The sequence below is a fragment of the Mucilaginibacter mali genome, from assembly GCF_013283875.1.
Classification (GTDB): domain Bacteria; phylum Bacteroidota; class Bacteroidia; order Sphingobacteriales; family Sphingobacteriaceae; genus Mucilaginibacter; species Mucilaginibacter mali.
Genome location: NZ_CP054139.1, coordinates 984048 through 1006773, shown reverse-complemented (window position 1 = coordinate 1006773; position 22726 = coordinate 984048). Strand labels below are relative to the sequence as shown.

The 22726-nt window shown below is 46.4% G+C and carries 16 protein-coding genes, 1 tRNA gene and 1 pseudogene; 3 read left to right on the top strand and 15 right to left on the bottom strand.

Annotated elements, in window-relative coordinates; translation table 11 throughout:
- Positions 1 to 2: 2 nt before the first annotated feature.
- From HQ865_RS04355 to HQ865_RS04325, 7 genes are all read right to left on the bottom strand, one after another.
- Positions 3 to 2240, bottom strand: coding sequence for a GH92 family glycosyl hydrolase (locus HQ865_RS04355; protein WP_173413714.1), 2238 nt, complete (start codon positions 2238 to 2240; stop codon positions 3 to 5).
- A gap of 101 nt (positions 2241 to 2341) precedes the next feature.
- Positions 2342 to 3499: a DUF1735 and LamG domain-containing protein gene (locus HQ865_RS04350; RefSeq protein WP_173413713.1), complete on the bottom strand. Its 1158-nt coding sequence runs from the start codon at positions 3497 to 3499 to the stop codon at positions 2342 to 2344.
- A 26-nt stretch (positions 3500 to 3525) separates the two neighbouring features.
- A complete protein-coding gene (locus HQ865_RS04345; protein ID WP_173413712.1) occupies positions 3526 to 4515 on the bottom strand; it encodes a BT_3987 domain-containing protein in 990 nt (329 codons plus the stop codon).
- A 27-nt stretch (positions 4516 to 4542) separates the two neighbouring features.
- Positions 4543 to 5532 (bottom strand): glycoside hydrolase family 18, encoded by a 990-nt coding sequence (locus HQ865_RS04340; RefSeq protein ID WP_173413711.1) that lies wholly within the window; start codon positions 5530 to 5532, stop codon positions 4543 to 4545.
- A 39-nt stretch (positions 5533 to 5571) separates the two neighbouring features.
- A complete protein-coding gene (locus tag HQ865_RS04335) occupies positions 5572 to 7197 on the bottom strand; it encodes a RagB/SusD family nutrient uptake outer membrane protein (RefSeq protein WP_202020449.1) in 1626 nt (541 codons plus the stop codon).
- Positions 7198 to 7215: 18 nt separating this feature from the next.
- Positions 7216 to 10497 carry a SusC/RagA family TonB-linked outer membrane protein gene (locus tag HQ865_RS04330; RefSeq protein ID WP_173413710.1) on the bottom strand — a complete coding sequence of 1094 codons (3282 nt, stop codon included), beginning with the start codon at positions 10495 to 10497 and terminating at the stop codon, positions 7216 to 7218.
- Between the two features lie 245 nt (positions 10498 to 10742).
- The gene (locus HQ865_RS04325; protein WP_173413709.1) at positions 10743 to 11894 is read right to left on the bottom strand and encodes a FecR family protein; all 1152 of its coding nucleotides are present in this window, start codon (positions 11892 to 11894) and stop codon (positions 10743 to 10745) included.
- Positions 11895 to 12319: 425 nt separating this feature from the next.
- On the opposite strand from HQ865_RS04325, the gene HQ865_RS04320 reads away from it, so the two are divergent.
- Positions 12320 to 13612, top strand: coding sequence for a S41 family peptidase (locus tag HQ865_RS04320; protein ID WP_173413708.1), 1293 nt, complete (start codon positions 12320 to 12322; stop codon positions 13610 to 13612).
- 16 nt (positions 13613 to 13628) lie between these two features.
- Here HQ865_RS04320 and HQ865_RS04315 read toward each other — a convergent pair whose 3' ends face one another.
- From HQ865_RS04315 to HQ865_RS04305, 3 genes are all read right to left on the bottom strand, one after another.
- Positions 13629 to 14219 (bottom strand): lipocalin family protein, encoded by a 591-nt coding sequence (locus HQ865_RS04315; RefSeq protein WP_173413707.1) that lies wholly within the window; start codon positions 14217 to 14219, stop codon positions 13629 to 13631.
- Between the two features lie 41 nt (positions 14220 to 14260).
- Positions 14261 to 14992, bottom strand: coding sequence for a YoaK family protein (locus HQ865_RS04310; RefSeq protein WP_173413706.1), 732 nt, complete (start codon positions 14990 to 14992; stop codon positions 14261 to 14263).
- A 63-nt stretch (positions 14993 to 15055) separates the two neighbouring features.
- On the bottom strand, positions 15056 to 15394 hold the full coding sequence (locus HQ865_RS04305) for a zinc ribbon domain-containing protein YjdM (RefSeq protein WP_173413705.1): 339 nt from the start codon (positions 15392 to 15394) through the stop codon (positions 15056 to 15058).
- Between the two features lie 162 nt (positions 15395 to 15556).
- Here HQ865_RS04305 and HQ865_RS04300 point away from each other — a divergent pair, with 162 nt between their 5' ends.
- The gene (locus HQ865_RS04300; RefSeq protein ID WP_173413704.1) at positions 15557 to 17827 is read left to right on the top strand and encodes a PAS domain-containing protein; all 2271 of its coding nucleotides are present in this window, start codon (positions 15557 to 15559) and stop codon (positions 17825 to 17827) included.
- Positions 17828 to 17903: 76 nt separating this feature from the next.
- On the opposite strand, the pseudogene HQ865_RS04295 reads toward HQ865_RS04300, so the two are convergent.
- Positions 17904 to 19175 (bottom strand): annotated as a pseudogene (locus tag HQ865_RS04295) (malic enzyme-like NAD(P)-binding protein); the annotation flags it as partial.
- A gap of 335 nt (positions 19176 to 19510) precedes the next feature.
- Between HQ865_RS04295 and HQ865_RS04290 the strand changes: the two are divergent.
- Positions 19511 to 19583: transfer RNA gene (locus HQ865_RS04290), tRNA-Phe, on the top strand.
- Positions 19584 to 19684: 101 nt separating this feature from the next.
- Here HQ865_RS04290 and HQ865_RS04285 read toward each other — a convergent pair.
- The 4 genes from HQ865_RS04285 to HQ865_RS04270 all read right to left on the bottom strand — a co-directional run bounded on the left by HQ865_RS04285 (position 19685) and on the right by HQ865_RS04270 (position 22726).
- Positions 19685 to 20395, bottom strand: coding sequence for a hypothetical protein (locus tag HQ865_RS04285; RefSeq protein ID WP_173413702.1), 711 nt, complete (start codon positions 20393 to 20395; stop codon positions 19685 to 19687).
- 244 nt (positions 20396 to 20639) lie between these two features.
- A complete protein-coding gene (locus tag HQ865_RS04280) occupies positions 20640 to 21200 on the bottom strand; it encodes an REP-associated tyrosine transposase (protein WP_173413701.1) in 561 nt (186 codons plus the stop codon).
- Between the two features lie 191 nt (positions 21201 to 21391).
- Positions 21392 to 21574, bottom strand: coding sequence for a hypothetical protein (locus HQ865_RS04275; protein WP_173413700.1), 183 nt, complete (start codon positions 21572 to 21574; stop codon positions 21392 to 21394).
- A gap of 141 nt (positions 21575 to 21715) precedes the next feature.
- The gene (locus HQ865_RS04270; RefSeq protein ID WP_173413699.1) at positions 21716 to 22726 is read right to left on the bottom strand and encodes a pentapeptide repeat-containing protein; all 1011 of its coding nucleotides are present in this window, start codon (positions 22724 to 22726) and stop codon (positions 21716 to 21718) included.

Below are 22726 nucleotides of genomic sequence, written 5' to 3'. Positions count from 1 at the left end.
GGTTACGAGTGCGGCCATGCAGCAGGGGATACACCCCAGGTTGCCGATGGTTTAGCGCCCATTATAATGGTCATGTTGCCGCCTTTCATCACATCGGCATGCCTGATATACGATGGTTTATACGGCGCGCCGTTAAGATAAACAGTCTGGACGTATTTATTGGTTTTAGAATTATTTTTAATGCTGATGGTAAAATGCTTCCCGCCCGGTAAAGCGATCACGGCATTATCCACCAGCGGGCTGCCCAGCACGTAAGTCCCATTGGCCGGGTTTACCGGGTAAAATCCCATCGCCGAAAACACATACCAGGCCGACATTTGCCCCACATCTTCGTTACCAATAATGCCATCGGGTTTGTTGGTATAAAAGTTATCCATAACAAAACGCACCTTATCAGCGGTTTTATAAGGCTGGCCAACATAGTTATACAGGTAAGCAATGTGATGGCTCGGCTCGTTACCATGGGCGTACTGTCCTATCAACCCGCTGATATCGGGCGAGGCCTCGCCGCCCAAATCGCCGGTAGCTACAAATAGCGAATCGAGTTTTTGAGTGAATGGTTTTACGCCACCCTGCAATTGGATCAGCCCTTCCACATCCTGCGGCACCAGCCAGGTATACTGCCAGGCGTTGCCCTCGGTAAAATCGTCCTTCATGTGCTTTGCCACAAATGGACTGAAAGGCAAACGCCATTCGGTAGCCGAAACACGGCCACGCATAAAATGCGTACTGCTATCAAAGTAATTGGTATAATACTTCCCCCTTTTGCTGAAATAGGCATAATCTTCGTCATGATGCAGCATTTTGGCCATTTGGGCAATGCACCAGTCGTCTATGGCATATTCCAGCCCTGTTGCTACTGTTTCTACCATCGTATCTGCCGGGATAAAGCCCTGCGATTTTACAAAGTTCAAACCGCGCTCATCGCGCATGGCGGTTGCTTTGGCAGCCTGGTAAGCTTGTTCAGCATTTATACCCTTAATACCTTTCAGTACGGCATCGGCCACAATAGGGATGGCGCTGTTACCGGGCATGGTATTGGTTTCGTTGGCCATCAGGTGCCATACGGGCAATTTACCCTGCTGCTGGTAAATGGCCAGCATACTGTTGATGATAGCAGGCACACGCCCCGGTTGCAAAATAGTAAGTAAAGGGTTTTCGGCGCGGTAAGTATCCCAAAGGGATAAGGTGGTTACGTTTTGCAAAGCCGGATCGTGATGTACCTTTTTATCGGTTCCCCAATAATCGCCATTACAATCATTAAAAACCGATGGCGTTATCATGGTATGATAAAGCGCTGTATAAAACGTGCGTGAGCGTTCGGCATCGGCTTTAATAGCTACACTATTTAGTGCCTTTTCCCATGTATTTTGGGCATCATTCTTTATCTGATCAAAGTCCCAGGTTTTGGCTTCGGTATTGATATTGAGTTGGGCGTTATCCATGCTCACCGGCGAGATGCCCACTTTGGCCAGCACCCGCCCATCCTGCTGTAAGCCGAAGTTAAGCACGGCCTTCAGATTGGTGGCGGTAAACTTCTTTCCGGTTACCGGCTGCCCGTTATTATAAATGGAAAAGTTTTTAACCGGTTTTGAAAACACGACCGAGAAAAAGATACGTCTGTCGGTAGCCCATCCGCTGGTATAGCGGTACCCCCTGATGGTATGCTCATCTACCTGTTCGATATAGCATTTTACAGGACGGCTGGAAATGCCGTTTTGCAGACTGATCACCATTTGTGCATCCTTACCGGCAGGGAAGGTATAACGATGATAACCTACGCGTGTGGTGGCCGTCATTTCGGCTTTGATGCCGTAGCGCTTTAAGCGCACCGAATAATAACCCGGTTTGGCTACTTCATCCTTATGGCTAAACAGCGACCATGTTCCGGCGTTGCTATTGCTCAATACATCGTTTAAACCGCTGATGGCTCCGCTTACCGGCATCAACTCCACATCACCCAAATCGCCAATGCCGGTGCCGCTTAAATGCGTGTGCGCGAAGCCGACAATAGTAGAATCGGAATAGTGATAGCCAGAACACCAATCCCAGCCCTTTGACAGATTGACCGGCCCCAGTTGCACCGCTCCGAAGGGTACATTGGCACCCATAAAAACGTGACCATGGCCGCCGGTGCCGATAAACGGATCGACGTGCCTGGTTAGTTTAGCGGTTTGGGCGAATACTCCTCCAGATAATAATAAAGCAAATACTACAGGTTTAATTGTTTTCTTCAGCATTGGTTGATATAGACAGGTTTTGGTTTTACAAACCGACGGCGAAAATAGTATAAAAAGGCCACCCATCATCGCGATGAGTGGCCTTAGCATTAAACAAACAACTACTTAGGGCATCTTACGCCCTGCACGTAGGTAACAGCCTTGTTGGCAATAGCCGAATAGCCGTGCCCGGTTAAGTCGGTAACCGTACCATTGGTATCGCCGTTAAAGCGCCAGTAAGCTAGCAGCCCCTTTGAAGTAGGATCTACATAGCACAGGTTATTCTGCAGTTCTATCGCGGTACAAGCCTTAGTCCAAACACGAGCTTCGCTGATATATCCGTTCAGCAAACGGCCATCGGCCGAATAGCCGATGTGGAAACCGCCCGAATAAGTTCCGGCAGTGCCGGTAAACGTAACCGAGCCACTTTGCGCCTGGGTAGAGGCATCTAGCTTGCCGTTTACGTATAACAGCATGTTAGCGCCATCAAACACCACCGCCACATGATACCACTGCCCTACCGAAAACGTAGAGTTACTGGTAACCGGGTATTTACTGGTACCCACCAAACCGCCGGCTAACTGCAACTGGTTGTTAGCGATACTCACATCGCCAAAGCGCAGCAGGAAGTTTTCTTCGATACCCATTACCGAGCTGATGAATGGATTTTTGGTTTGGAAAGCGTTTACATACACACGGCACTCCATTGTTAGCTGACCGATGCTTGTAAGATTAGCATCGGTAGCAAAACTGGGCACAGTGAAATAATTACCGTTAATGTTAACCGCCTGCGTAATGATGGTTTTATTGATCAGCACATAAATTGTTTTAGATGGCGCCAGGATATCCATGCCGTTATCGGCCTCGGTAATGGTTACCGGGATACAGTAGGTAGCGCCCTCCTTAAAATTATTTAAGGAGGTTACCGAAAGGGCCACCGAGTTGGATACGTTGGTACCGCCCTTTATGGTTACCGAACTGCTGGCAAGGCTGTAACTGCCCGCCGGCATGGCAATGTACGATTTACCGGTTTGGGCGTTGTAAGCGTCTACCTGGTCGGGTTGAACTTCCAGCTTCACGTTCACGTCCTTATCGGCCTTGGTTGATGAGGAAACCGACAGGCCGATACTGCCCGGCCCATCCAGCGTAAGCTTGGTTTCGGGGGTTTGCTCGGTACCGGTAAAATAAATGATATCATGATACTGTGCCGATTTTTTGCAGCTGTTTAACACAACCGCCAGCATCAGCAAGGCTACGCCTAATATTTTATTGATCTTCATTGTCTTTTTGATCTTTAATGTTGAAACTATTGATAGATGTCAAACTCGGTCAGGATGATCTGCGTAGCCGATTTCCATGCCGTAATGTTCATCCTGATGTATCGCGCGTTCACCGGCGAGTAGAACTTCACGTACTCATAAGCCGAGGTATTAAGCAAGGTAGCCGTACCCTGCGCCGTCCAGTTGGTACCATCGGTACTGGTTGATATTACCGCCGTATTTACGGAATATGTTGTGCTGCTGGTATGGATGCGCACACCGGTGATGGCATTCCTGGTGGCAGCCATATCCACCGTCATGGTGCAGGCTTTGGGTGGGTTAAGCGACCAACTGGTATTGGTTTTGGCATCAAACATATTAGCCAATGCGCCCGATGTAGGGGTGGCGTCCAGGGTAGCGGTCCAGCCGGTGCGGGTAGCTACTATGGCACCAGTCATATCGGCTGCCGCCGGACTTGGATAGCAGTTGGTGGCCACCAATGTAAAGTATACGTAGGTAACGTTTTGATTGGCGCTTACCGAAGCGTTATTAGCCGATGAGATCCTTAAAGGCACCACATAGGTACCCGGGGCTAAAGTCGCCAGTTTATCAGAAGCGATAGACAGCTTCAGCGAATCCTTTGAATTTACCTGTCCGGCGGGGATGGTGAGGTTGGATGACAAGGTGATCGCTCCATCCGGAACAGCTATCGCCGTACCGCCGGTTTTTGCGTTGAATGTGCCCACCAGCGTATTATCTGTAGTAACCTTTACCTGGATGTCATTTGTCGCGCTCAGGGTGCTGTGCACGGGAATGGCGGCGCTTACCGCCCCCACAATGCCCCCCGGCGTGTTGGCTACCGAAAAGTTATAACCGCTGTAAGCAAGCCCGTTATAAGTGCCGGCCGTCAGGTATACCTTATTGTCGCTATCGCCGTTAAAATCGTAACTGGCTTGTTTTTTACACGAAGCAAAGGCGATACCTATCAGCACGATGGCCGCCAATTGCTGGTATCTGTGTATCAAATTTCTTTTCATTGTTAATGTCTTTTTTAAGGTTGAACATTATTTAACCGATGGGTTCACGATCTGGATGCAGCGCCTGAAATTCTTGTAAGGCGGATCGAGGTTATAATCCCTTTGCATATAAAAACCACCCCAGCCGCCTTTACGGCCTGTGGCCGGCTCCCAGCGGGCCATGCCCTCCAGCGAGTATAATTGCGTTCCTGCTTTGGTTTTGTTGTTGCCGTTAGCCTGGGTAAAAGCCACACCGCCGTTCTGCCAGTTATCGCCGATGTTTTCGGTAACGATGAACTTTTTGGTTGGGCAATAAGCTGCCACGGTGTTATACTGCGATTGCAGGGTAGCATCAGACGTGGCATTGTACGATTGCCTTACAAAGTAATTTACATAAGGCTCCACAGCTGCCGGCGGGGCCTGCGAATAAAAATCGACGATTAACAATTTTTGCGGGTTCTTTGATTTTGGCCCTAAAGACTGGCCGATGTACTGGATCAGCTTAACAAAGTTATCGCCCTGTAGCCAGTCGCCCTCGGGTTCGTAATCGCAGTCAAGGCCGTCCAGGTCGTTGTCAAATACCATCCCCATCAGGTAATCGCCGTAGGCTTTAATGCCGTCGTCGGTTAGCTTGGTCCATTTAAGGGCCTGCATGCGGGTAATTACCGGCACTACCATTTTAACGCCCTTTTGCGTGCGCACCTGGATCATTTCGTTATAGGCTACCGGGTTATAGCTGGTTACCGAATCCTTAGGGTCGTTCTTCCGTAGCGATGGGATACCGCCCCAAAGGCTGCAGATATCCAAACTATCGGGTAAGCCGATGAAATGATAGCCGATGGAAAAGGTCTGCGAGTAATCGGCGAACCAGCCATAGGTGATCTCGTGGTCTGATTTTTTATAATCGCGCAGGTTTTGATAATACTGATCGCTATAAGTAAATGGCTTTTGTATGTCCACCGCCTGTGGGGTGGTTTGCTTTACGCAACCTGCCACGATCACCAGCAGGCATAAGGCCAAAAATTGATAAAATTTCATACGCTGTTTTTTATATGAGTGTAAAAACATGTGTCTGTGTTATTTCTTATCCCACCATAATTTGGTGTTGCCGTTATCCGCACCGCCCAGTTGGGTGATGGCACCGGCCACACCTGCCGAGTTGTTCTGGTATTCGGTACTTGGGAACGGTAGGCGACGGATCTGCGTAGTACTGCTGATCACGCCACCGCTGCTATTCACCACTACCGGGAAAACCTTAGGGTAGCCGGTGCGCCTAAATTCGCTCCATGCTTCCTGCCCGTCGGGGAACATCGCCAAATATTTTTGGGTGATGATACGCTCCAGATTGGTTTCCATTGTGGCGGTAGCATCGTACTTAATGGTGATCTTGCTCAACAGCGTGCTATTGCTGGCCACGCTGTTGCCGGCGTTTTTAGAGTCGGTATAGGCCGCCTGCACGCTGGTCGCATCTGCCAGGTAAGTATCGGCCGCAGTAGTTACGCCGGCTACGGTGTATGAGGTACGAACACCGGTTTCGTAAAGCGTCTTCGCATCGCTGCCCATGGCCCAGCCACGCAAAGCGCCCTCGGCACGCAGGAAGTAAGCTTCGGCAGGGTTAAACCAAACGATAGGCGTTGTGGCCGCTACGTTAATAGCCGAGAACGGCCCGTTGGCATAATCGGCTTTATTAGTAATGGTGATGCCGTTACGTACACCGTGGTACAAACCATCCGTCGCTGTCATAAAATACTTAGAGATGCGCGGGTCTTTATAACCATTCAGGTAGGTTTCCATTGTTGCGCCCATCTTTATATCGGTAAAATTATAGGTGATGATATACAGCGGGTGGTTATACACCAAATTACTGGTATGTTGCAGCTGCGCGATATCTGATGCATCGGTCATTACCCCAATCGGGTGGCTCACTGCCGATTCGGCTACCGATTGCGCTTTGGTTGGGTCGGCATAAGCCAGGCGCATGGCTAAACGTAGTTTCAGCGAGTTGGCAAACTTGATCCATTTTACCACGTTGCCGCCGTAAATAAAATCGTAAGTAGCCATTACGGTTGCGCTGGGGTTCTTACTGTTAAAATCGGTAAGGGTTGCTATCGCGCCATCCAGTTCATCAAAAAACTTGTAGTAGATGTCCTTTTGCGCATCGTATTTGTTTTGCAGCGCGCCGTTGCCAAAGTTAATGTAAGGCAGCGGCCCGTACATATCGGTAACGCGGTGCATGCCCTCTACCTTAACAATGGTAGCCACGGCATAAGCCGGCGGATTGACTGTAGCGGCTGCTTTTTTAATGGCATTCCATGCAGGCATTATACCTACAAAACCGCGGTTAAAACCCTGGTTATACCAATCAGGGATCAGTGCATATGTGGTATTGTTGGCGCCTGAAAACCAGTTGTTGCTGGCACCCATATAACCCGAGTAAACATCACCGGCCAGGTTTTGCACCTCCTGGTAAATCTCATCGCCAAATGACGGTTGCTGGGCAATGGGGAATACATTTTTTTCCATCTGTACAAAAAAGGTACCTGTAGAAAGGTTGTCCTCATCCAGCATGGCGGATGTTGCCTGGTATTGATTTGTATTATACTCGTTAAATTTTTTTGTACAACTTGTTACCAGTATCAGCATGGCAAGAAGCGCCATCCCTGGCAACCGCTTGTTGAGTGTAAAATATTTTTTCGTTCTCATTATCTGTATACTTTAATATTATAAACTAACCTTTACTGAAAAACCTATGGTGCGCAAACTTGGCTGCATAAAATAGTCGATGCCCTGGAAGTAAGTGCCTGTATTCGCGGTCGATTCCGGATCAAACGGCGCCTTATTGTAGAACATGAACAGGTTACGGCCAACGGCGGATATGTTTAGGTTCTTCACAAACTTCACATATTTAGTGATGGGCACATTCCAGCCGATGGTGGCCTCGCCCAGCCTTACGTTGGTAGCGCTATAAACATACATGGAGCCTATACCTGCTGTACCGCCGCCAATGGTTTGGTAATACTGCTGTGCCGGGATACGGTAGCCGTTCACCAGCGCGCCGTTATTATCACGGGCATCAGCCGATACCTGCGATACGCCGAACGCGTCCATAGCGGCCTGCGTTACCGATACGCCTACGCCGCCTATCCTGGCCGATACCAGGAAACCGATATCGAAGTTTTTATAGGTGAAGCTATTGCGGAAGCCGATGTTATAATCGGGGTTTGCATTGCCGGCCTTTACAAATTTTGTTGGATTGGCCGTTACCGCCTGCGATGCCAGGTTAACCGCGATGTAACCATGCTCGTCGGTTTTAAGCGTGTTTACATAAACATCGCCCATAGCACCACCGGGACGCAATATCATTTTATAACTGGCCGCGCCACCCAGATCCAAACTATCCTGCGATACTCTCTCGCCGGTTTGCGGGTCGGTATAGGCAGGCAGCAGTTTCACGATCTTGTTCCTGTTCAGCGAGAATACCACGTTCGAAGTCCATTTTACCGGGCCGATGTTTTGGTTTACGGCGGCCGAAATTTCCAAACCTTTGTTGTCTATCTGCCCCGCGTTTACATAAAGGTTGGTAAAGCCCGAACTTGTTGACAGCGTTGGATTGAACAACTGGTTGTAGGTAGATGATTTATAGGCGGTTACATCCAATTTTACCTTACCTTTCCAAAGCATCATATTTAAACCAGCCTCCAGCGATTTGGTCCTTTCGGGCTGGATATCTGCCGATAAAAATGTACTGGTTTGCGAATAACCGTTAATAACCGGGTAGGTACCGTTAGAAATAAAGCGCTGCGGCGCGTTACCCACCTCGCTGTAAGAAAGCCGTGCCTTCAGAAATGAAAGCGTTTTCGAGTTCATCTTCAGCAGATCGGATACTACGGCTGATAAACCTACCGATGGGTAAAAGATAGACCTGCTATTATTGGCATTGGCCAATGCAGAAACCCAGTCGGTACGGGCTGAAGCATTCAGGTAGATCTCGCTCCTCCATCCTACCTGGGTACTGGCAAACACGCTCTGCGCCTGGTCATGGTAACCATTTTGCGATGTTTGGGCTTGTGTAAGGTTTAGGTTGTTATAGTTGAATAGGTTGGGCACACTTTGCAGGTTGCCGCCAAAGTTTGAGTTTTTGTAAACCACATCCTGCAAGCTGGCGCCTAAGTTGGCCGTGATGTTAAAATCCTGGATGTATTTATTAATGTTCAGCAACGCGTCGGTATAAACCTGGTTAGTTACATAGTTGTAGTTATAATACGCACCTGCCGGACCGGCGAAAAGGCCCGATGTAGAAGCGTAATAATCGCGGTTATTGTCTGATGTATTCCTGTCGGTACGGGCGCGGGCCACTACGTTCATCCAATCGTTAATGGTGTATTTAAACGATCCGCTCAGTTGGTAGCGCTCCTTGCTGTTCACAAACATATCCCGGTTGATGATCCAGTACGGGTTTTGCATCTGGTAACCCAGATCGCCATAAGGCCAATACTGTGTTTTAAAGTTGCGGGTCGGGTCGTAACGTTCGTAGGTTTGATATTTGGTGATATCCTCGCCGCGCGGGAACAGGTAGATCGGGATCAGCGGGTTAAAGTATTGGCCCTCTGCCAGCATGTTCTGCTCGCGGGTGTTTACATATATCGCCCCAAGATCCATCTCCAGTTTATCGTTTAAAAACTTTGTGGTGTTGCGGATATTGAAATTGTACCGGTCGAAGTTATTGTTAGGGATAATACCATGCGCGTTTACCGAAGCGAACGACAGGTAGGTTTGGTTCTTCTCGTTCCCGGTAGAAAGGCTGAAGTTATTGGTGATATTCAGGCCTGTCTGAAAGAAATCCTTTGGCTGATAGGTGCTTGGCGTAGTTAGTTTTGAACCCCAGCTGTAATAGTTGCCCGGATCGGAACCATAAGTGTTCTGAAACTTCGGCATCACAAATGGCGATGAGAACTCGGATGAGTTACCAACGGTCAACCGCGTGGCATCCTTGCTTCCCCTTTTGGTAGTGATCATGATGACACCGTTAGCCGCGTCGCTGCCATAAAGCGCCGCTGCCGATGGACCGCTCAGTACCGATACCGCTTCGATATCTTCGGGGTTGATGCTGGAGATACCATCGCCGGTTTGGCCCATACCGGTAAAAATATCGGTAGGCTGCGTGCTGCTCAGCGATGGCATCGGGATACCGTCAACCACATACAGGGCATTGTTATTGCCCGATATGGATTTGGTACCGCGCATTACCACACGGTCGCTGCCGCCAACACCGGTAGAACTGGCATTGATGGTAACGCCGGCTACCTTGCCGGCAAGGCTGTTTACAAAGTTGGCGTCTTTTACTTTGGTCAGTTCATCGCCATTAACCTCCTGCACATTATAAGCCAGCGATTTTGCCTGCTTTTTAATACCCAGCGCCGTTACTACAACCGCCTGGTTAATCGTATTTACGCTTTCCTTCAGCACGATGTTTAGCGAAGTTTGTTCGGCAATGGTTACATCGGCAGGGATATAACCGACGAACGATATGGTAAGCACCTCGCCTGCGTTTACATCAAGCGTGAATGAGCCATCGGGTTTAGAGACGGTGCCCCTTGTGGTGCCCTTAACCGTAATTGAAGCGCCGGGCAATGGCTTGCCGCTTTCGTCAACTACCTTACCCGTAATTTTCCTCAGCATTACGGCAGGTTGCTCAACAGTGGTTACCACCTGCTCCTTTTCCTTTATTAAAACGGTTTTGTCCTGGATGGTGTAGGTAAAAGGCATGTCCTTTAGCATATAGTCTAAGGCTTTGGCCAGCGGTGTGTTCTTAAAGTGAACATCCTCAACCTTTTCGCCAACTTCCTTTGACGACCACAGCACGTTGTACCCGGTTTGCTTGTTGATCTCGAGGAAGATATCCTTCAGGTTGACCGAGTTTTTATTAAGCGTGATCTGCTGGGCCAGCCCGGTGGCCTGCACCTGCATTAGCGCGGTGAATATGAATAGGGCTATAAGTTTCATAATCAGGGTGAATTTTCGGATATAGCCGGGTGGATTACAAAAATGATCTGTAAAAAATTTATACATTTGATAAGCTGTTTAAATTGAAAATCTTGTCAATACGATACAGGTTTATCCAGCTATTGCGATCAGGAACAGTACCAGTGTTCCTGATCTTTTTATCTTGATAACCTTTTGTCGGGGGCCCGGGCTAAGATGTGTTCTGTGTCTTCATCATGTTGGTTTATTGGTTATTATAAATTGGTTCAATTGATCTTCTTCATTACATGGATCCGGTTGCCCTCTACCTTAAACTTCACCTTGCCTACCGCTTCCAACATTTTCAGCAGGTCGGATACCTTAGCGAAGCGTTGGATCACGCCGTTAAAGGTTTCGGTTTTTAGCTTTTCATTATCAAACACCACGGTTACATTATACCAGCGGGCCACCTTGCGCATTACGCTTTCCAGTTTCTCGTCATCAAAGCGGAAGTTGCCGTTCTTCCAGGCTACGGCTACGGTAGTATCGGCAGTGCTTACATTTATGCCATTTGCCGCCAGCATAGCCTGCTGACCGGGCTTCAGCAACGCCGGTTTAGTATCCTTATTCAGCAGGCTTACTCTTACCGAACCCTGCAACAGCACGGTGCGCACCTCGGGTTCATCATCGTAAGTAGAAATATCAAAGTGGGTACCCAACACGGTTACCTCCTGCCTGCTTGATTGCACCTTAAAAGGCATGTCCTTATTATGGGCCACCTCAAAATAGCCCTCGCCAGATAATTCCACCCGGCGTTCGGTGCCCACAAATCGAGTTGGGAAACGCAGTTTAGTGGCCGCGTTAAGCCATACCATACTGCCATCGGCCAGTTTTACCTGATATTGGCCGCCAATGGGGGTTTCGATGGTATTGTAGGTGATGGGGGCTTCGGTATCCGTGTTATCACCGCCGCTTACATCGTATACAATTTGCCCGGCTGAGGTTTTGCGGATAGTTATGCCCGATTGCTTCACCAGGTCGCCTTCGGCAGCATTGTTCAGGATGATCTTTTTGCCCCCGGCCAGGGTAAGCACGGCATTATTTCCGCCGGGGACGATGGCTTTGACGGTAGCGATCTGTGATTTAGCGGGAACATTATCGTTACGCCCCATATAAAAATAGCCGGCAACGCTAAACATTACCAACACAGCCGCGGCAGCTGCCATCCATGGGCGAATGATGGAACGCCTGTGTGCTTCCGCAAATTGCAGTTTATCCCAGATGTCATCTTCGGCGCGGTCTAACTCTTCCCCTGTCAGGTCGGTTGGTTTATCCTCGTTTAAATAATGCAGCCAGTATCTCAGCTTCTCTTCCTCTTCGGGCGTGGCTTGCTTGTTTTTAAACTTATGAATAAGGTCGCGGGCTTCTTTCTTGCTCATTGGTTGCGATAGGATGTTTGCCTATTTAAACATATAGACACATCAGGAAAGTCAATCGGGTATCGGGTATTAAAATAATTTTAAAAAAATGTGATCTTTTTATTTCCAGCGCCGCAGCATGAGTTTAAAATAGCTGCTGTCCCTATAAAAGCCGAATAATTTTCAGATTTCCTGTAACGTATTTTCCTGCGCCCAGTTTTCAGTGTATCTAAGAAGTGATATTTACTATGCTGAATCCGATAAGAAAACAATTACTGATATTCCTGCTTTTAGCAAAGATTTTTGGTGGTTACTGCCAAAACCAAACCGCACAACATAAGCCTTTAAAGTACAGCACCAAAGAGCTACAGGAGGATTACGCCATACTCCGAAAAGCATTAGAGACAACCTATCCAAGCCTTTACAGGTTTACAGATAGCGTAATAATGACTAAATACTTAGACGACAATTTCAAATCGTTAGATCATCTTGAAACGGAAACTGAATTTTACAAACTCTTAGCTACCACCTGTGCAAGGGTTAACGATGAGCATTTGATCCCAACACCATCGAAAGACTACTATCTCTCGTTAAAAAACACCCATCATTACCTCCCCTTTTCCTTAAAAATTATCGACAGAAGATTTTACGTCCTCGCGTCAGCGCAACCCAACAGTCCTATCCCTGCGGGATCGGAAATTCTTTCCATTAACGGAAGACCTGTTGAAGATATCCTGAATACCTTATTGCCCACCATCCCGTCCGACGGGTATATCCAAACTTTTAATATTCGCCATCTGGAAGATTACAGCATGACGGAAGAGGAAAACCTTTTTGATCTGAATTACCCAATTTTTGTAGAAGATACAGATGCATACCGGGTAGAATTTACAGATATCGCTGATCGGTCAAAAAAGAAGGTAGCAACACTCACCGGCCTTGATGAACAGACCTATAAGCGTTTTTTCTACAGCCGAACAAAATTGACGGCTCCATTGGAGTTTAAATATCTAAAAAAAGACATTGCTTACCTGCGTATCTCCTCCTTTTTAAAATGGCATCGAAACCGTTTTAAACAAGACTTTACTGTTCTGTACGATAGTGTTTTCACCACACTAAATTTAAAGCATACCAAAAATCTGATCCTGGATCTGAGAAATAACGAAGGTGGCGATGGTACAGGCGAAAAGTTGCTGACCTATCTTTTAACAAAGCCGTATAAACACTTTGAAGCTGCCGAACTAAAATTTAAAGGCTACGCGCCGGTGGCCGAATACCTGGAAAACGGCAAAGACCTGCTTTTTGCAGATTCGCTGGTCAATCAAACAAGTACAGGGATGTACCAGCTTAAAAACAAGTATATGCCGCTGCTTGGCAAGCAGCAACCAAATGCCACTCATTACAAAGGGAATTTATATGTGCTCATCAACGGCGCATCCGGCTCTATGGCAGCTGTGGTGGCTAATTTTCTAAAGGGAAACGGACGGGCTGTATTTATTGGAGAAGAAAGCGGCGGAACGATGGAGGGCAATACCTCGCACAATATCGGCAGGTTGGTTTTACCGCATACTAAAATAAGGGTTCAAATACCTTTAGTAAAAACAACAAACGCCCTTGCCTTTACTAAAGGCCGGGGCGTTGAGCCGGAATATGCGGTTAGCCCCAAAATTGACGATATTTTAAAAGGCGCCGATACGGAATTAAATTTCGCGCTCGATCTAATCTCATCAAAAAAGTGAAGGCAAGCAGAATGTATTAGCTAACCGTTGGTATCGGCATTTCATCAGCCGCCTGCTGTTGGGTCCATACCAGCTTACCCACATCATAACCAATGGCCCATGCTTTTTGCAGGAAGCTGTTTCGTACCGCGTCGGGCATTTCCGGGGCACGGGACAATAGCCACAGGTAATCTAAATTTTTACCGGCCACAAGCGCATGCTGGTAGTCATCGGCAATAGCTATCACGTTATAGGCCGCATAAAACGGCCCAAAGAACGATACTTTCAGCATACCAATGTTTTCTTCGCCGGCAAATTTGGCCTTACCGGTGCTTTCCCTCCATCGGCCGGTGGATATTTCCTGGCCGCGGTTAATTACTTTAACCGTTCCGTTCTTGTTTAGCGAATAATGGGCGGTAACGTTTTGCAGTCCTTTTTCAAAGCGGTAATTAAAACGGGCTATTTCATACCATTGTCCTAAATAGCTGTTAATTTCAAAATTGTTTACCACAATGGCACCCTTAGGTAAACCACTCTGTGCCTCCGACCATAGGGTTATACCCGCAGCAATTGCGGCGCCCGCTACAGCATAGGGCGCTAATTTTTTAAGGTTGATCTGTGTATTCATGGCAGTGTTTATGCCGCTATTGCTGCAAAAGGCTTGCCAATTTAATTTGCCGGTGTTCGCAAACGATGACGAATAAGGATAACGCGCATGCGGAAATAATCGTAGAAAAGAACAACAAGTAATAAACCGGCCGGGATGTAAAAAGCCGAAAAACTGAGGTAAAGGAAAGAAAAGCCCCCAATCAACCCACCCAATAAAAAAAACGTGATAATGCAAAGCCGCAAAATGATGCGCCTGTTGCCAACTGGATTCAGTTTTTTGCGTGATAAAAAAGCGTTTGAAAGATCGATGCCAAGATCGGTGAACATTCCGGTTAAGTGCGTCGTCCGTACAACTGAGCCGGACACCATAGATACCAAAGCGTTTTGCATACCCATTGCAAACAATAAACTACCGGCAAAAATTTCGGTTTTTGGCAAAGTATGCTTGTAATCATGGCCAAAAAACGCAACTGCCAGCACAATTACAATAATAGCTATAATAGGCGCCGTATACGCAAACGGCTTATCGCGGCCAACCTTCCCAATATATAAACTGGATGTAAAGGCCCCTGCCAAAAACAATAACAACCACAGTGCAACAACACTTGCCGAGTGGAATTGCCCGGTGGTTAAGTTAACCGCCAGCAAGGCTGCATGGCCGGTTACATTAGTTGTTAGTACGGCAAAAACAATAAAGCCGGCGGCATTGATAAAGCCGGCATTCAGGCAAAGCAATATAGCCAGGCGCAGGTTATGCACAAAACCTCTTCGTTGTCCGGTATGACGCAGCATGGCTAAATATCGGAAAAATCGCTGAAGATCAGTCTGGGATTTTAAAGGCCGAACCGATCTGGCTTACGCTTTTTTCACAAATTCCGATTTAAGCGCCATCGCGCCGAAGCCGTCTATTTTGCAGTCGATATTATGATCGCTATCTACCAAACGGATGTTTTTTACTTTGGTGCCCGCCTTTATGCTTTGCGACGAGCCTTTTACCGGCAGATTTTTGATAACCACCACCGAATCCCCGTTTTGCAGGATGTTTCCGTTGCTGTCCTTTACCACAAACTCCTGTTCGCCAGCACTATTTTCTTCCGCGCTCCACTCATGGCCGCACTCGGGGCAAACAAGCAGGTTGTCCATTTCATAGGTAAAAGTTGATTTGCACAGCGGGCAGGGGCTTAATTCGGTCATATTAAAATTTTGCCAAAGATAAAAACTGTTGTCCTCAATTTGGCAATGCGTATATATTCGGCGGCAAATGATAATATTCTCCACCAATATTAATAATTTTATAATAGCTAAAGGAGTTGCTATATTTAGCATGAAAGTTTCTGGTATTGCCATATGCATCATATGATAGACAATAGCTACTGGAGCGTTTTATTTAATGCTTCCCCTCAACCAACCTTATTATTAAAGGCAGACCACCCTGCTTATACCATCGCTTTTGCCAACGCGGCCAGCGAGGCGTTCATTAATTCGTCGCGGGGAGATCTGGCTGGTAACAGTTTTACCAGCTTGCTGCAGACGCATTCGGTTGGCGTGGAAAAGGTATCGCACATGCTGCATCATGCGCTGCAATATAAAACAGCGCAAAAACTGCCCTCCGTTAAATTTGATCTTCAGCCCCCCCCAACCGGTAGCGGGGTTAAATATGCCGATATTATCGGCACCCCAATATTAGGCGATGATGGCGAAGTGGAGTTTATCAGCTGCATTATTAACGATGTTACCGAACTTGTTGCCGCAAAGCAAAACGAACGCGCCACCCGCGAAGACCTTGTTAAATACGAGAAGTTTTTAAGCGAATCGCAACGTATTGCCCTTATTGGCAATTGGGAGGTTGATATGATCAATAATATCATCACCTGGAGCGATGTGCTGAAGGAAATATACGAGGTACCGGCCGACTATCAGCCAACGTTTGAATCGGGCCTGGCTTTTTATAAGGATGATTACCACCGGGCTATTATCATCGACGCGGTAAATGAAGCCGCCGGACGGAACAGCGTATTTGATGTGGAACTGGAAATAGTTACCGCGGCAGGTAATGCACGGTGGATCCGCAGCACAGGTAAGGCCGACGTAAAGGACGATCAATGTGTGCGATTATACGGCGTAACACAAGATATCACCACATCTAAAATAGCCGAAAAAGCGCTGACCGAATCGCGCAACCAATACCAGGCGCTGGTAGAGTCGGTAGAGGGTGTGGTATGGGAGGCCGACGCCACTACTTTTAAGTTTACCTACATCAGCAACAAGATAAAAAGCATACTTGGTTATACGCCCGAACAATGGCTGAGCGACCCCAATTTTTGGGCCAATCACATTTACCAGGACGACCGTGAATGGGCCGTAACCTACTGCCAGGATCAAACCAAAGAGGTTTTAAACCACGTTTTTGATTACCGCATGATCAAAGCCGACGGTGGTATTGTATGGATCAAAGACCTGGTATCGGTTATTGCCGAAAACGGCAAGCCTAAACTATTGCGGGGGGTAATGATCGACATTACTGAATCGAAGCTGATGGCCAGCCTGGATAACCTCGAAAAAAGCGTACTGGAACTTGCCGCCAATAAAGGGGAAGACCAGTACAGCATTTTGGTAATGTACCTGAAAGGTATCGAAAACCTGTTACCGCATATGCGATGCTCTTTATTACAAGTTAAAAATAATAAGGTATACACGCTGGCTGCGCCGTCGCTCCCGAAGGACTATACAGATGCCATCAACGGTCAGCCCATCGGTTCGCAGGCAGGCTCCTGCGGTGCATCAGCCTACCGCAAGGAAAAGATAATAGTTGCCGATATATCAACCAGCCCTTTGTGGGAAAAATATAGGGACTGCGCTTTAAAGTACAATATCCGGTCATCATGGTCGTGCCCTATCATCAACAGCGATGGCGACGTAATGGCCGTATTTGGCATGTACTACGATGAGGTGAAGGAACCGGACGATACCGAGCAACTGATCATCGAGCGATCGGCCGCTATTTTAAAGGTTATCCTCGAAAATAAGCAGCGGGCAAGGATCATCGAAGAAAACACCATGCTGATGACCCAGGGACAGGAACTCGCCAACTTTGGCAACTGGCAATGGGATATCAAAAATAATACGGTTGAATGGTCGGACGTATTATATAACATATACGGCGTGGATAAAAGGCACCATATGGCCACCTACGAAAGTTACCTCTCCATGCTGCACCCCGATGACCGGGAGCCTGTAAGTAATATCATACTTAATGCGTTGCACACGCGCGAGGACACGGTGTTTGAAGAGCGGATCATGCGCCCCGATGGCGAAATGCGGCACCTGAAATCATGGGGCAGGGTAATTTGCGATGCCGCCGGCAGCCCCGAAAAAATGATCGGCTCCTGCCTGGATATCACCAGCACCAAAATAGCCGAATCGCAATTGTGGGATATCGCCTGGATGCAATCGCACCTGGTGCGCGCGCCGCTGGCCCGCCTGATGGGCCTGGTAGGGCTAATGAAGGAGGAACACCAAACCGGTAACGATATCGAGGCAGAATTACTGGATTATATAATGACCACCGCGCAGGAACTGGATAAAGTTGTTACCGATATTTCAAACAAAACAGTGCAAAAGGTATAAGCCTGTAAAACAAAAATGTTACTGCTGATACAACCTAAAGCATATCAACAGCAACACCTGCTTCAATTCTTTATTAACCTATCCGTTTGTTCAGGCTATCCTCATAAGCTGCCCAATCTTCGATGGCGATACGCGCCAGGCCGGTTTCCATGGCGGCCTTAGCCACAGCCGGCGCTACTTTAGCCAGCAAACGTGGGTCGAGCGGTTTAGGGATAATATAATCGGGGCCAAAGGCCAGTTCTTTTATCGCATAGGCATGTAATACACTTTCAGGTACCGGCAGGCGGGTAAGTTCGGCCAGCGCGTGTACAGCTGCAAGCTTCATTTCCTCGTTAATATGCTTCGCACGCACATCCAACGCTCCCCTGAAAATATACGGGAAGCCCAGCACGTTGTTTACCTGGTTGGGATAATCGCTACGCCCGGTCGCCATGATCAGGTCGGCGCGGGCTGCTGTAGCTTCTTCGTACGATATTTCGGGCGTAGGATTTGCCATAGCGAAGATGGCCGGGTTTGCGGCCATGCCCCGCACCATATCACCGGTAATTACGTTGCCCTTGCTTAACCCTACAAATACATCTGCACCCTGCATAGCCGTTTCCAGTGTCCAGTGGTTATCCGCGCAGGTGAATTGTTTTTTCTCGGTGGTGATATCGGTACGCCCATGGTGCAGCACACCTTTAGAATCGAACATAATGATATTTTCGCCACGTACGCCCAACGCGATATACAACGACGCGCAGCTGATGGCCGCCGCGCCGGCGCCGTTCACCACTATCCGCACATCCTCCATGCGTTTACCCTGCAGTTCCAGCGCATTGATCAGTGCCGCGGCGCTGATGATGGCGGTGCCGTGCTGATCGTCGTGCATCACCGGGATATTCATTTGTTCTTTCAGGGTCTGCTCGATGTAAAAGCATTCAGGCGCCTTGATATCTTCAAGATTGATGCCACCGAACGTAGGCTCCAGCGACCGTACGATCTCGCAAAACTTAACCGGGTCTTTCTCGTCTATTTCAATATCAAACACATCAATATCCGCGAATACCTTAAACAATACGCCTTTACCCTCCATTACCGGCTTACCGGCTTCCGGACCGATATCGCCAAGGCCCAGCACCGCCGTGCCGTTGCTTATTACCGCCACCAGGTTACCTTTGGCGGTGTATTTGTACACATCATCCTTATTATGGTGAATCTCCATACAGGGTTCGGCAACGCCGGGACTATAAGCCATGCTTAGGTCGCGTTGGGTTTTTGTTTGTTTGGTGGGTACCACCTGTATCTTTCCGGGGCGCCCCTGGGCGTGATATTCAAGCGCCTGCTCCCGGGTTATCTTTTGTTGCATAGTTTAATATTGATCGTATTGTCGCGATATACGCGGCATTTTATCCGTCGAATATAGTTTTTATTCATCAATAATTAGCGATAGTGTTTATTATATCCCCCTACTACCCTATTTGCGCAAATATGATGTAAAACCAGTCCTTATTATCTTCAACTATTGAAAATCCCCATAAGGCGGCTGTGGGGTTTATCATGTGCCTGGCCCTGGTTAAAGCGCTGCTGCGTTTAAAATAATTATGACTGATATCCAGTTCGATAGGCCACAACCAAATAAAAAGTTCAAAAAAAGTTTCGATAAACAAAAAAAGAAACTACATTTGCAATCCCAAATCGGGCGGTACCATAGCTCAGATGGTAGAGCAAAGGACTGAAAATCCTTGTGTCACTGGTTCGATCCCAGTTGGTACCACAAAAACAAAAAGCCTTCGGATTAATTTTTGAGGGCTTTTTTGTTTTTGTGTGTCATCACCCAAAGTGGGGCACATTATTCCATATCACCTTTGGTACTTATTAGCTTTTTTTGACATCAAACCCCTCTAAATAAGATATTTTCCATTTACCATCTTTCTTTATAACGTTGAATTTATAGGTAAAGCTTCTCCAATCGGGTGAAACGTTTTTAGGCAGACTCCCCCAAGTCCAATACATTTTGCCCCTTTCTTTATTTAATTCAATAATATGCACATCAACTAAGTTAGCCGCTATGCTAAATGCATTCTCATCATCATATGGCACGTCCTGGCAATCGCACCAGGGATCAGCATCAGTATGGAAACCAAAAGGTGGTATTTCACCTGTTGAGAAAGGCTTGATTTCTTTATTTTCCATCTTTCGAGCAAGGGTTTGGATAATTTGGTTGTAGTTATTAATGAACTCATTAGAAAAAAAACCAGTATTTTTCAAACTATCATCAATTCCCTGTAGTTTACTCAGATCAAAGCCTGTAACTATACTATCCTGGCGATTTATTACAAAGGGAAGCAGGTCTGGAACCCTTTTACCATCTTCTGCCCAAACAAGTACGTTACGGATGAGTTTTTGAATTTCTTGTTTATGCTTTGTGGTGTCCGTTGTTTGATTCGCGCTAACTTTTATGGTCGCTGATGCTGGATTTTCGGTCGTTTTTGGTCTGTTATTCCCCTTACAACCCAACAGGCTGATGATCAAAATAGCCAAAGCAAATGCTTTAATGGTGTGTTTATTCTTTTTGAGCATGTTCATTTTGATAAAGCTTTAATCTTAGATGAATATAAAAAATTTGAACTGTTTTCAACTAAGGTCTAAATCTGTCAGTCTTTTCAAATCATAAAATAAATGGTGTGTTATAATTAAAGCCTGCACCACAACAGAAACCTCTTAGTGAAAGCTAAGAGGTTTCTGTTGTGTCTTAAAGTGCCTTTTGAAGCTAAAAGCCCAAACTGGCGCGAGTATGCAGCGTTAGGTTGAGACGGGCGTACTCGTGCCTTTATGCCACCAATGGATCAATTAAAATTATATCGACCATACCTGGTAAACCATAATAATCGCGCGCGCTGCTATATAAATAATCCTGTGGTTTGTCAACAATGCCTGCCACTACCGGATTGTTATGTATATAATCCAGCTTTTGATGCAACATCCTGAAATCATATATTTCTATCGGGTGATTATCCTGCTGCCAAAGCTGGAAATTTATATTCTGGCTGTTCTTTCTGCCCGCTCTTTCCATCATCCATAACATCCATTCTCTGCGGCTTTCGCCAGGATGATTTTGTATAGCGGCTTTCAGCGCTATCGAAGTATGCTTTTTCATATCGCGCATAATATCTTCCAGCTTTGCGCCATTACTGCCTATAATCATATGTACATGGCTGGTCATGATACACCAGCCATATATTTCAAACCCTTTGTGGGTTTGGCAATATTTCCACGAGTTGAGCATGATATCTTTATAATCGTTTCGTATAAAAAGATCTATCCAGTTCACTACGGCAAAACTGATAAAGTATAGTTTCTCCTGGTCTCTGAATTTATACTTGACACTCATACTTGTTTAAAAATACAATAATTATATAAACAACAAAACCCGGCTTTTGCCGGGTCTTGTTGTTTGGTCTTACTGGTTAAGGCACGAGTACGCCCATCTCAGCCCAACGCTGCATACTCGCGCCAGTTAGGGAAGCTAAAACGCCAAAAGCCCGTAACCGGAAAGGTTACGGGCTTGAAGGGCATTGCTTGTTAAGACACGAGTACGCCCATCTCGGCCCAACGCTGCATACTCGCGCCAGTTAGGTCATTCAACATCCCCGGGTTATTATATGCATACTGGTAAACCGTCCAGCTTTCGGCACTCGCTGCCTGTGGGAAGCTAAGACGCGCAAAAAAGCCCGTAACCTTTCCGGGTACGGGCTTGAATAGCATTACCTGCTAAGGCACGAGTACTCCCATCTCAGCCCAACGCTGCATACTCGCGCCAGTTAGGGGCTTTCCTCTTCAATCTAACGCGGCAAAAAGCCCGTAGCCGGAATGACTACGGGCTTGAAACAATCTTTAGCGCCCCAATTAATCTCTTAAATTATTCTTAATTAAATCAAAAAAAATTTTATCAAATTCCGGATCATAGTTTCCTGTAAATAAAGTATCTATAAAGTCCATTTGTTGATCTTGCTTTCTTTTATCATAGAAAAGATTGTCTATTAATCTAAGGCCTCTTTCCTGTTCATCATCTTCCCATTCAGTTGCTATAGTTTCTCTAACATTAGTCATAGTGCCGTTAAGATTCTTGATAAATATGTATTGGTCGCCTTTTGGAAAAATACACGTTGTCAAATCTATTCCATGAGAAAAAGATACGCCTTTCATTTCTGCTTCTGAGAAATCGACATTTAACATTTTATTAGGGTACATCTTTGGATCAATTCTGTTAAAAATCCATAAAATAGATTTAACGGCATACACGGAATATCCTTTAAATAGTGGAGAATCGACCTTACCAATGAATTTGCAATTGTCAAACCGACTACCATCAAAATTGGTTGCAGATAGTTTACAATTTTTGAATACACAGTTTTTTATTGTCGGAAAACGAAAAGAAGTTTCAGTAAGATTTGCCTCATCGAATGTACAATTTACGTATGATCCTGAATTGCTGCCAATATTTTTATTCATAAATGAACAATAAAAATTGACTTTTTTGAATACGCAGTCAATAAAGTCGGATGCGCTGATTTCAAGTTCCTTTGCAATAACTGATTCAAAAACACAGTTACTAAATTTGCATTTTTGTATTTGCGCATAGCTTATAGTTGAAAAAGAAAAGTCGATCGCATCGAAGACATTGTTTTTTAATTTCAAAATACCTGCTTTGAAAATAGCTTGATGCTCTCCCGCTTTTATTGTTTGTTCATCTTCTAATTCAGATAATGTAATACCACGAAGGTCTAATCTATAGCCATTTTTTTCAATTCCATCTATTTTTTCAAGCGGCTCCCCAGCCATTAACGTTTTTCTAATCTGCTGCGCAAGCAAAACGCCGCTTTCTGTTTTCCACCGATTTACTAATTGTGATTTCAT

Bases quoted from the DNA above. Each gene is read 5' to 3' on its own strand.
- HQ865_RS04335 (WP_202020449.1), bottom strand. From the start codon at position 7,197: ATGAGAACGAAAAAATATTTTACACTCAACAAGCGGTTGCCAGGGATG.
- HQ865_RS04305 (WP_173413705.1), bottom strand. From the start codon at position 15,394: ATGACCGAATTAAGCCCCTGCCCGCTGTGCAAATCAACTTTTACCTAT.
- HQ865_RS04275 (WP_173413700.1), bottom strand. From the start codon at position 21,574: ATGCTATTCAAGCCCGTACCCGGAAAGGTTACGGGCTTTTTTGCGCGT.
- HQ865_RS04325 (WP_173413709.1), bottom strand. From the start codon at position 11,894: ATGAGCAAGAAAGAAGCCCGCGACCTTATTCATAAGTTTAAAAACAAG.
- HQ865_RS04345 (WP_173413712.1), bottom strand. From the start codon at position 4,515: ATGAAAAGAAATTTGATACACAGATACCAGCAATTGGCGGCCATCGTG.
- HQ865_RS04350 (WP_173413713.1), bottom strand. From the start codon at position 3,499: ATGAAGATCAATAAAATATTAGGCGTAGCCTTGCTGATGCTGGCGGTT.
- HQ865_RS04355 (WP_173413714.1), bottom strand. From the start codon at position 2,240: ATGCTGAAGAAAACAATTAAACCTGTAGTATTTGCTTTATTATTATCT.
- HQ865_RS04310 (WP_173413706.1), bottom strand. From the start codon at position 14,992: ATGCTGCGTCATACCGGACAACGAAGAGGTTTTGTGCATAACCTGCGC.
- HQ865_RS04280 (WP_173413701.1), bottom strand. From the start codon at position 21,200: ATGAGTGTCAAGTATAAATTCAGAGACCAGGAGAAACTATACTTTATC.
- HQ865_RS04330 (WP_173413710.1), bottom strand. From the start codon at position 10,497: ATGAAACTTATAGCCCTATTCATATTCACCGCGCTAATGCAGGTGCAG.
- HQ865_RS04340 (WP_173413711.1), bottom strand. From the start codon at position 5,532: ATGAAATTTTATCAATTTTTGGCCTTATGCCTGCTGGTGATCGTGGCA.
- HQ865_RS04300 (WP_173413704.1), top strand. From the start codon at position 15,557: ATGATAGACAATAGCTACTGGAGCGTTTTATTTAATGCTTCCCCTCAA.
- HQ865_RS04320 (WP_173413708.1), top strand. From the start codon at position 12,320: ATGACTAAATACTTAGACGACAATTTCAAATCGTTAGATCATCTTGAA.
- HQ865_RS04285 (WP_173413702.1), bottom strand. From the start codon at position 20,395: ATGAACATGCTCAAAAAGAATAAACACACCATTAAAGCATTTGCTTTG.
- HQ865_RS04315 (WP_173413707.1), bottom strand. From the start codon at position 14,219: ATGAATACACAGATCAACCTTAAAAAATTAGCGCCCTATGCTGTAGCG.
- HQ865_RS04270 (WP_173413699.1), bottom strand. From the start codon at position 22,726: ATGAAATCACAATTAGTAAATCGGTGGAAAACAGAAAGCGGCGTTTTG.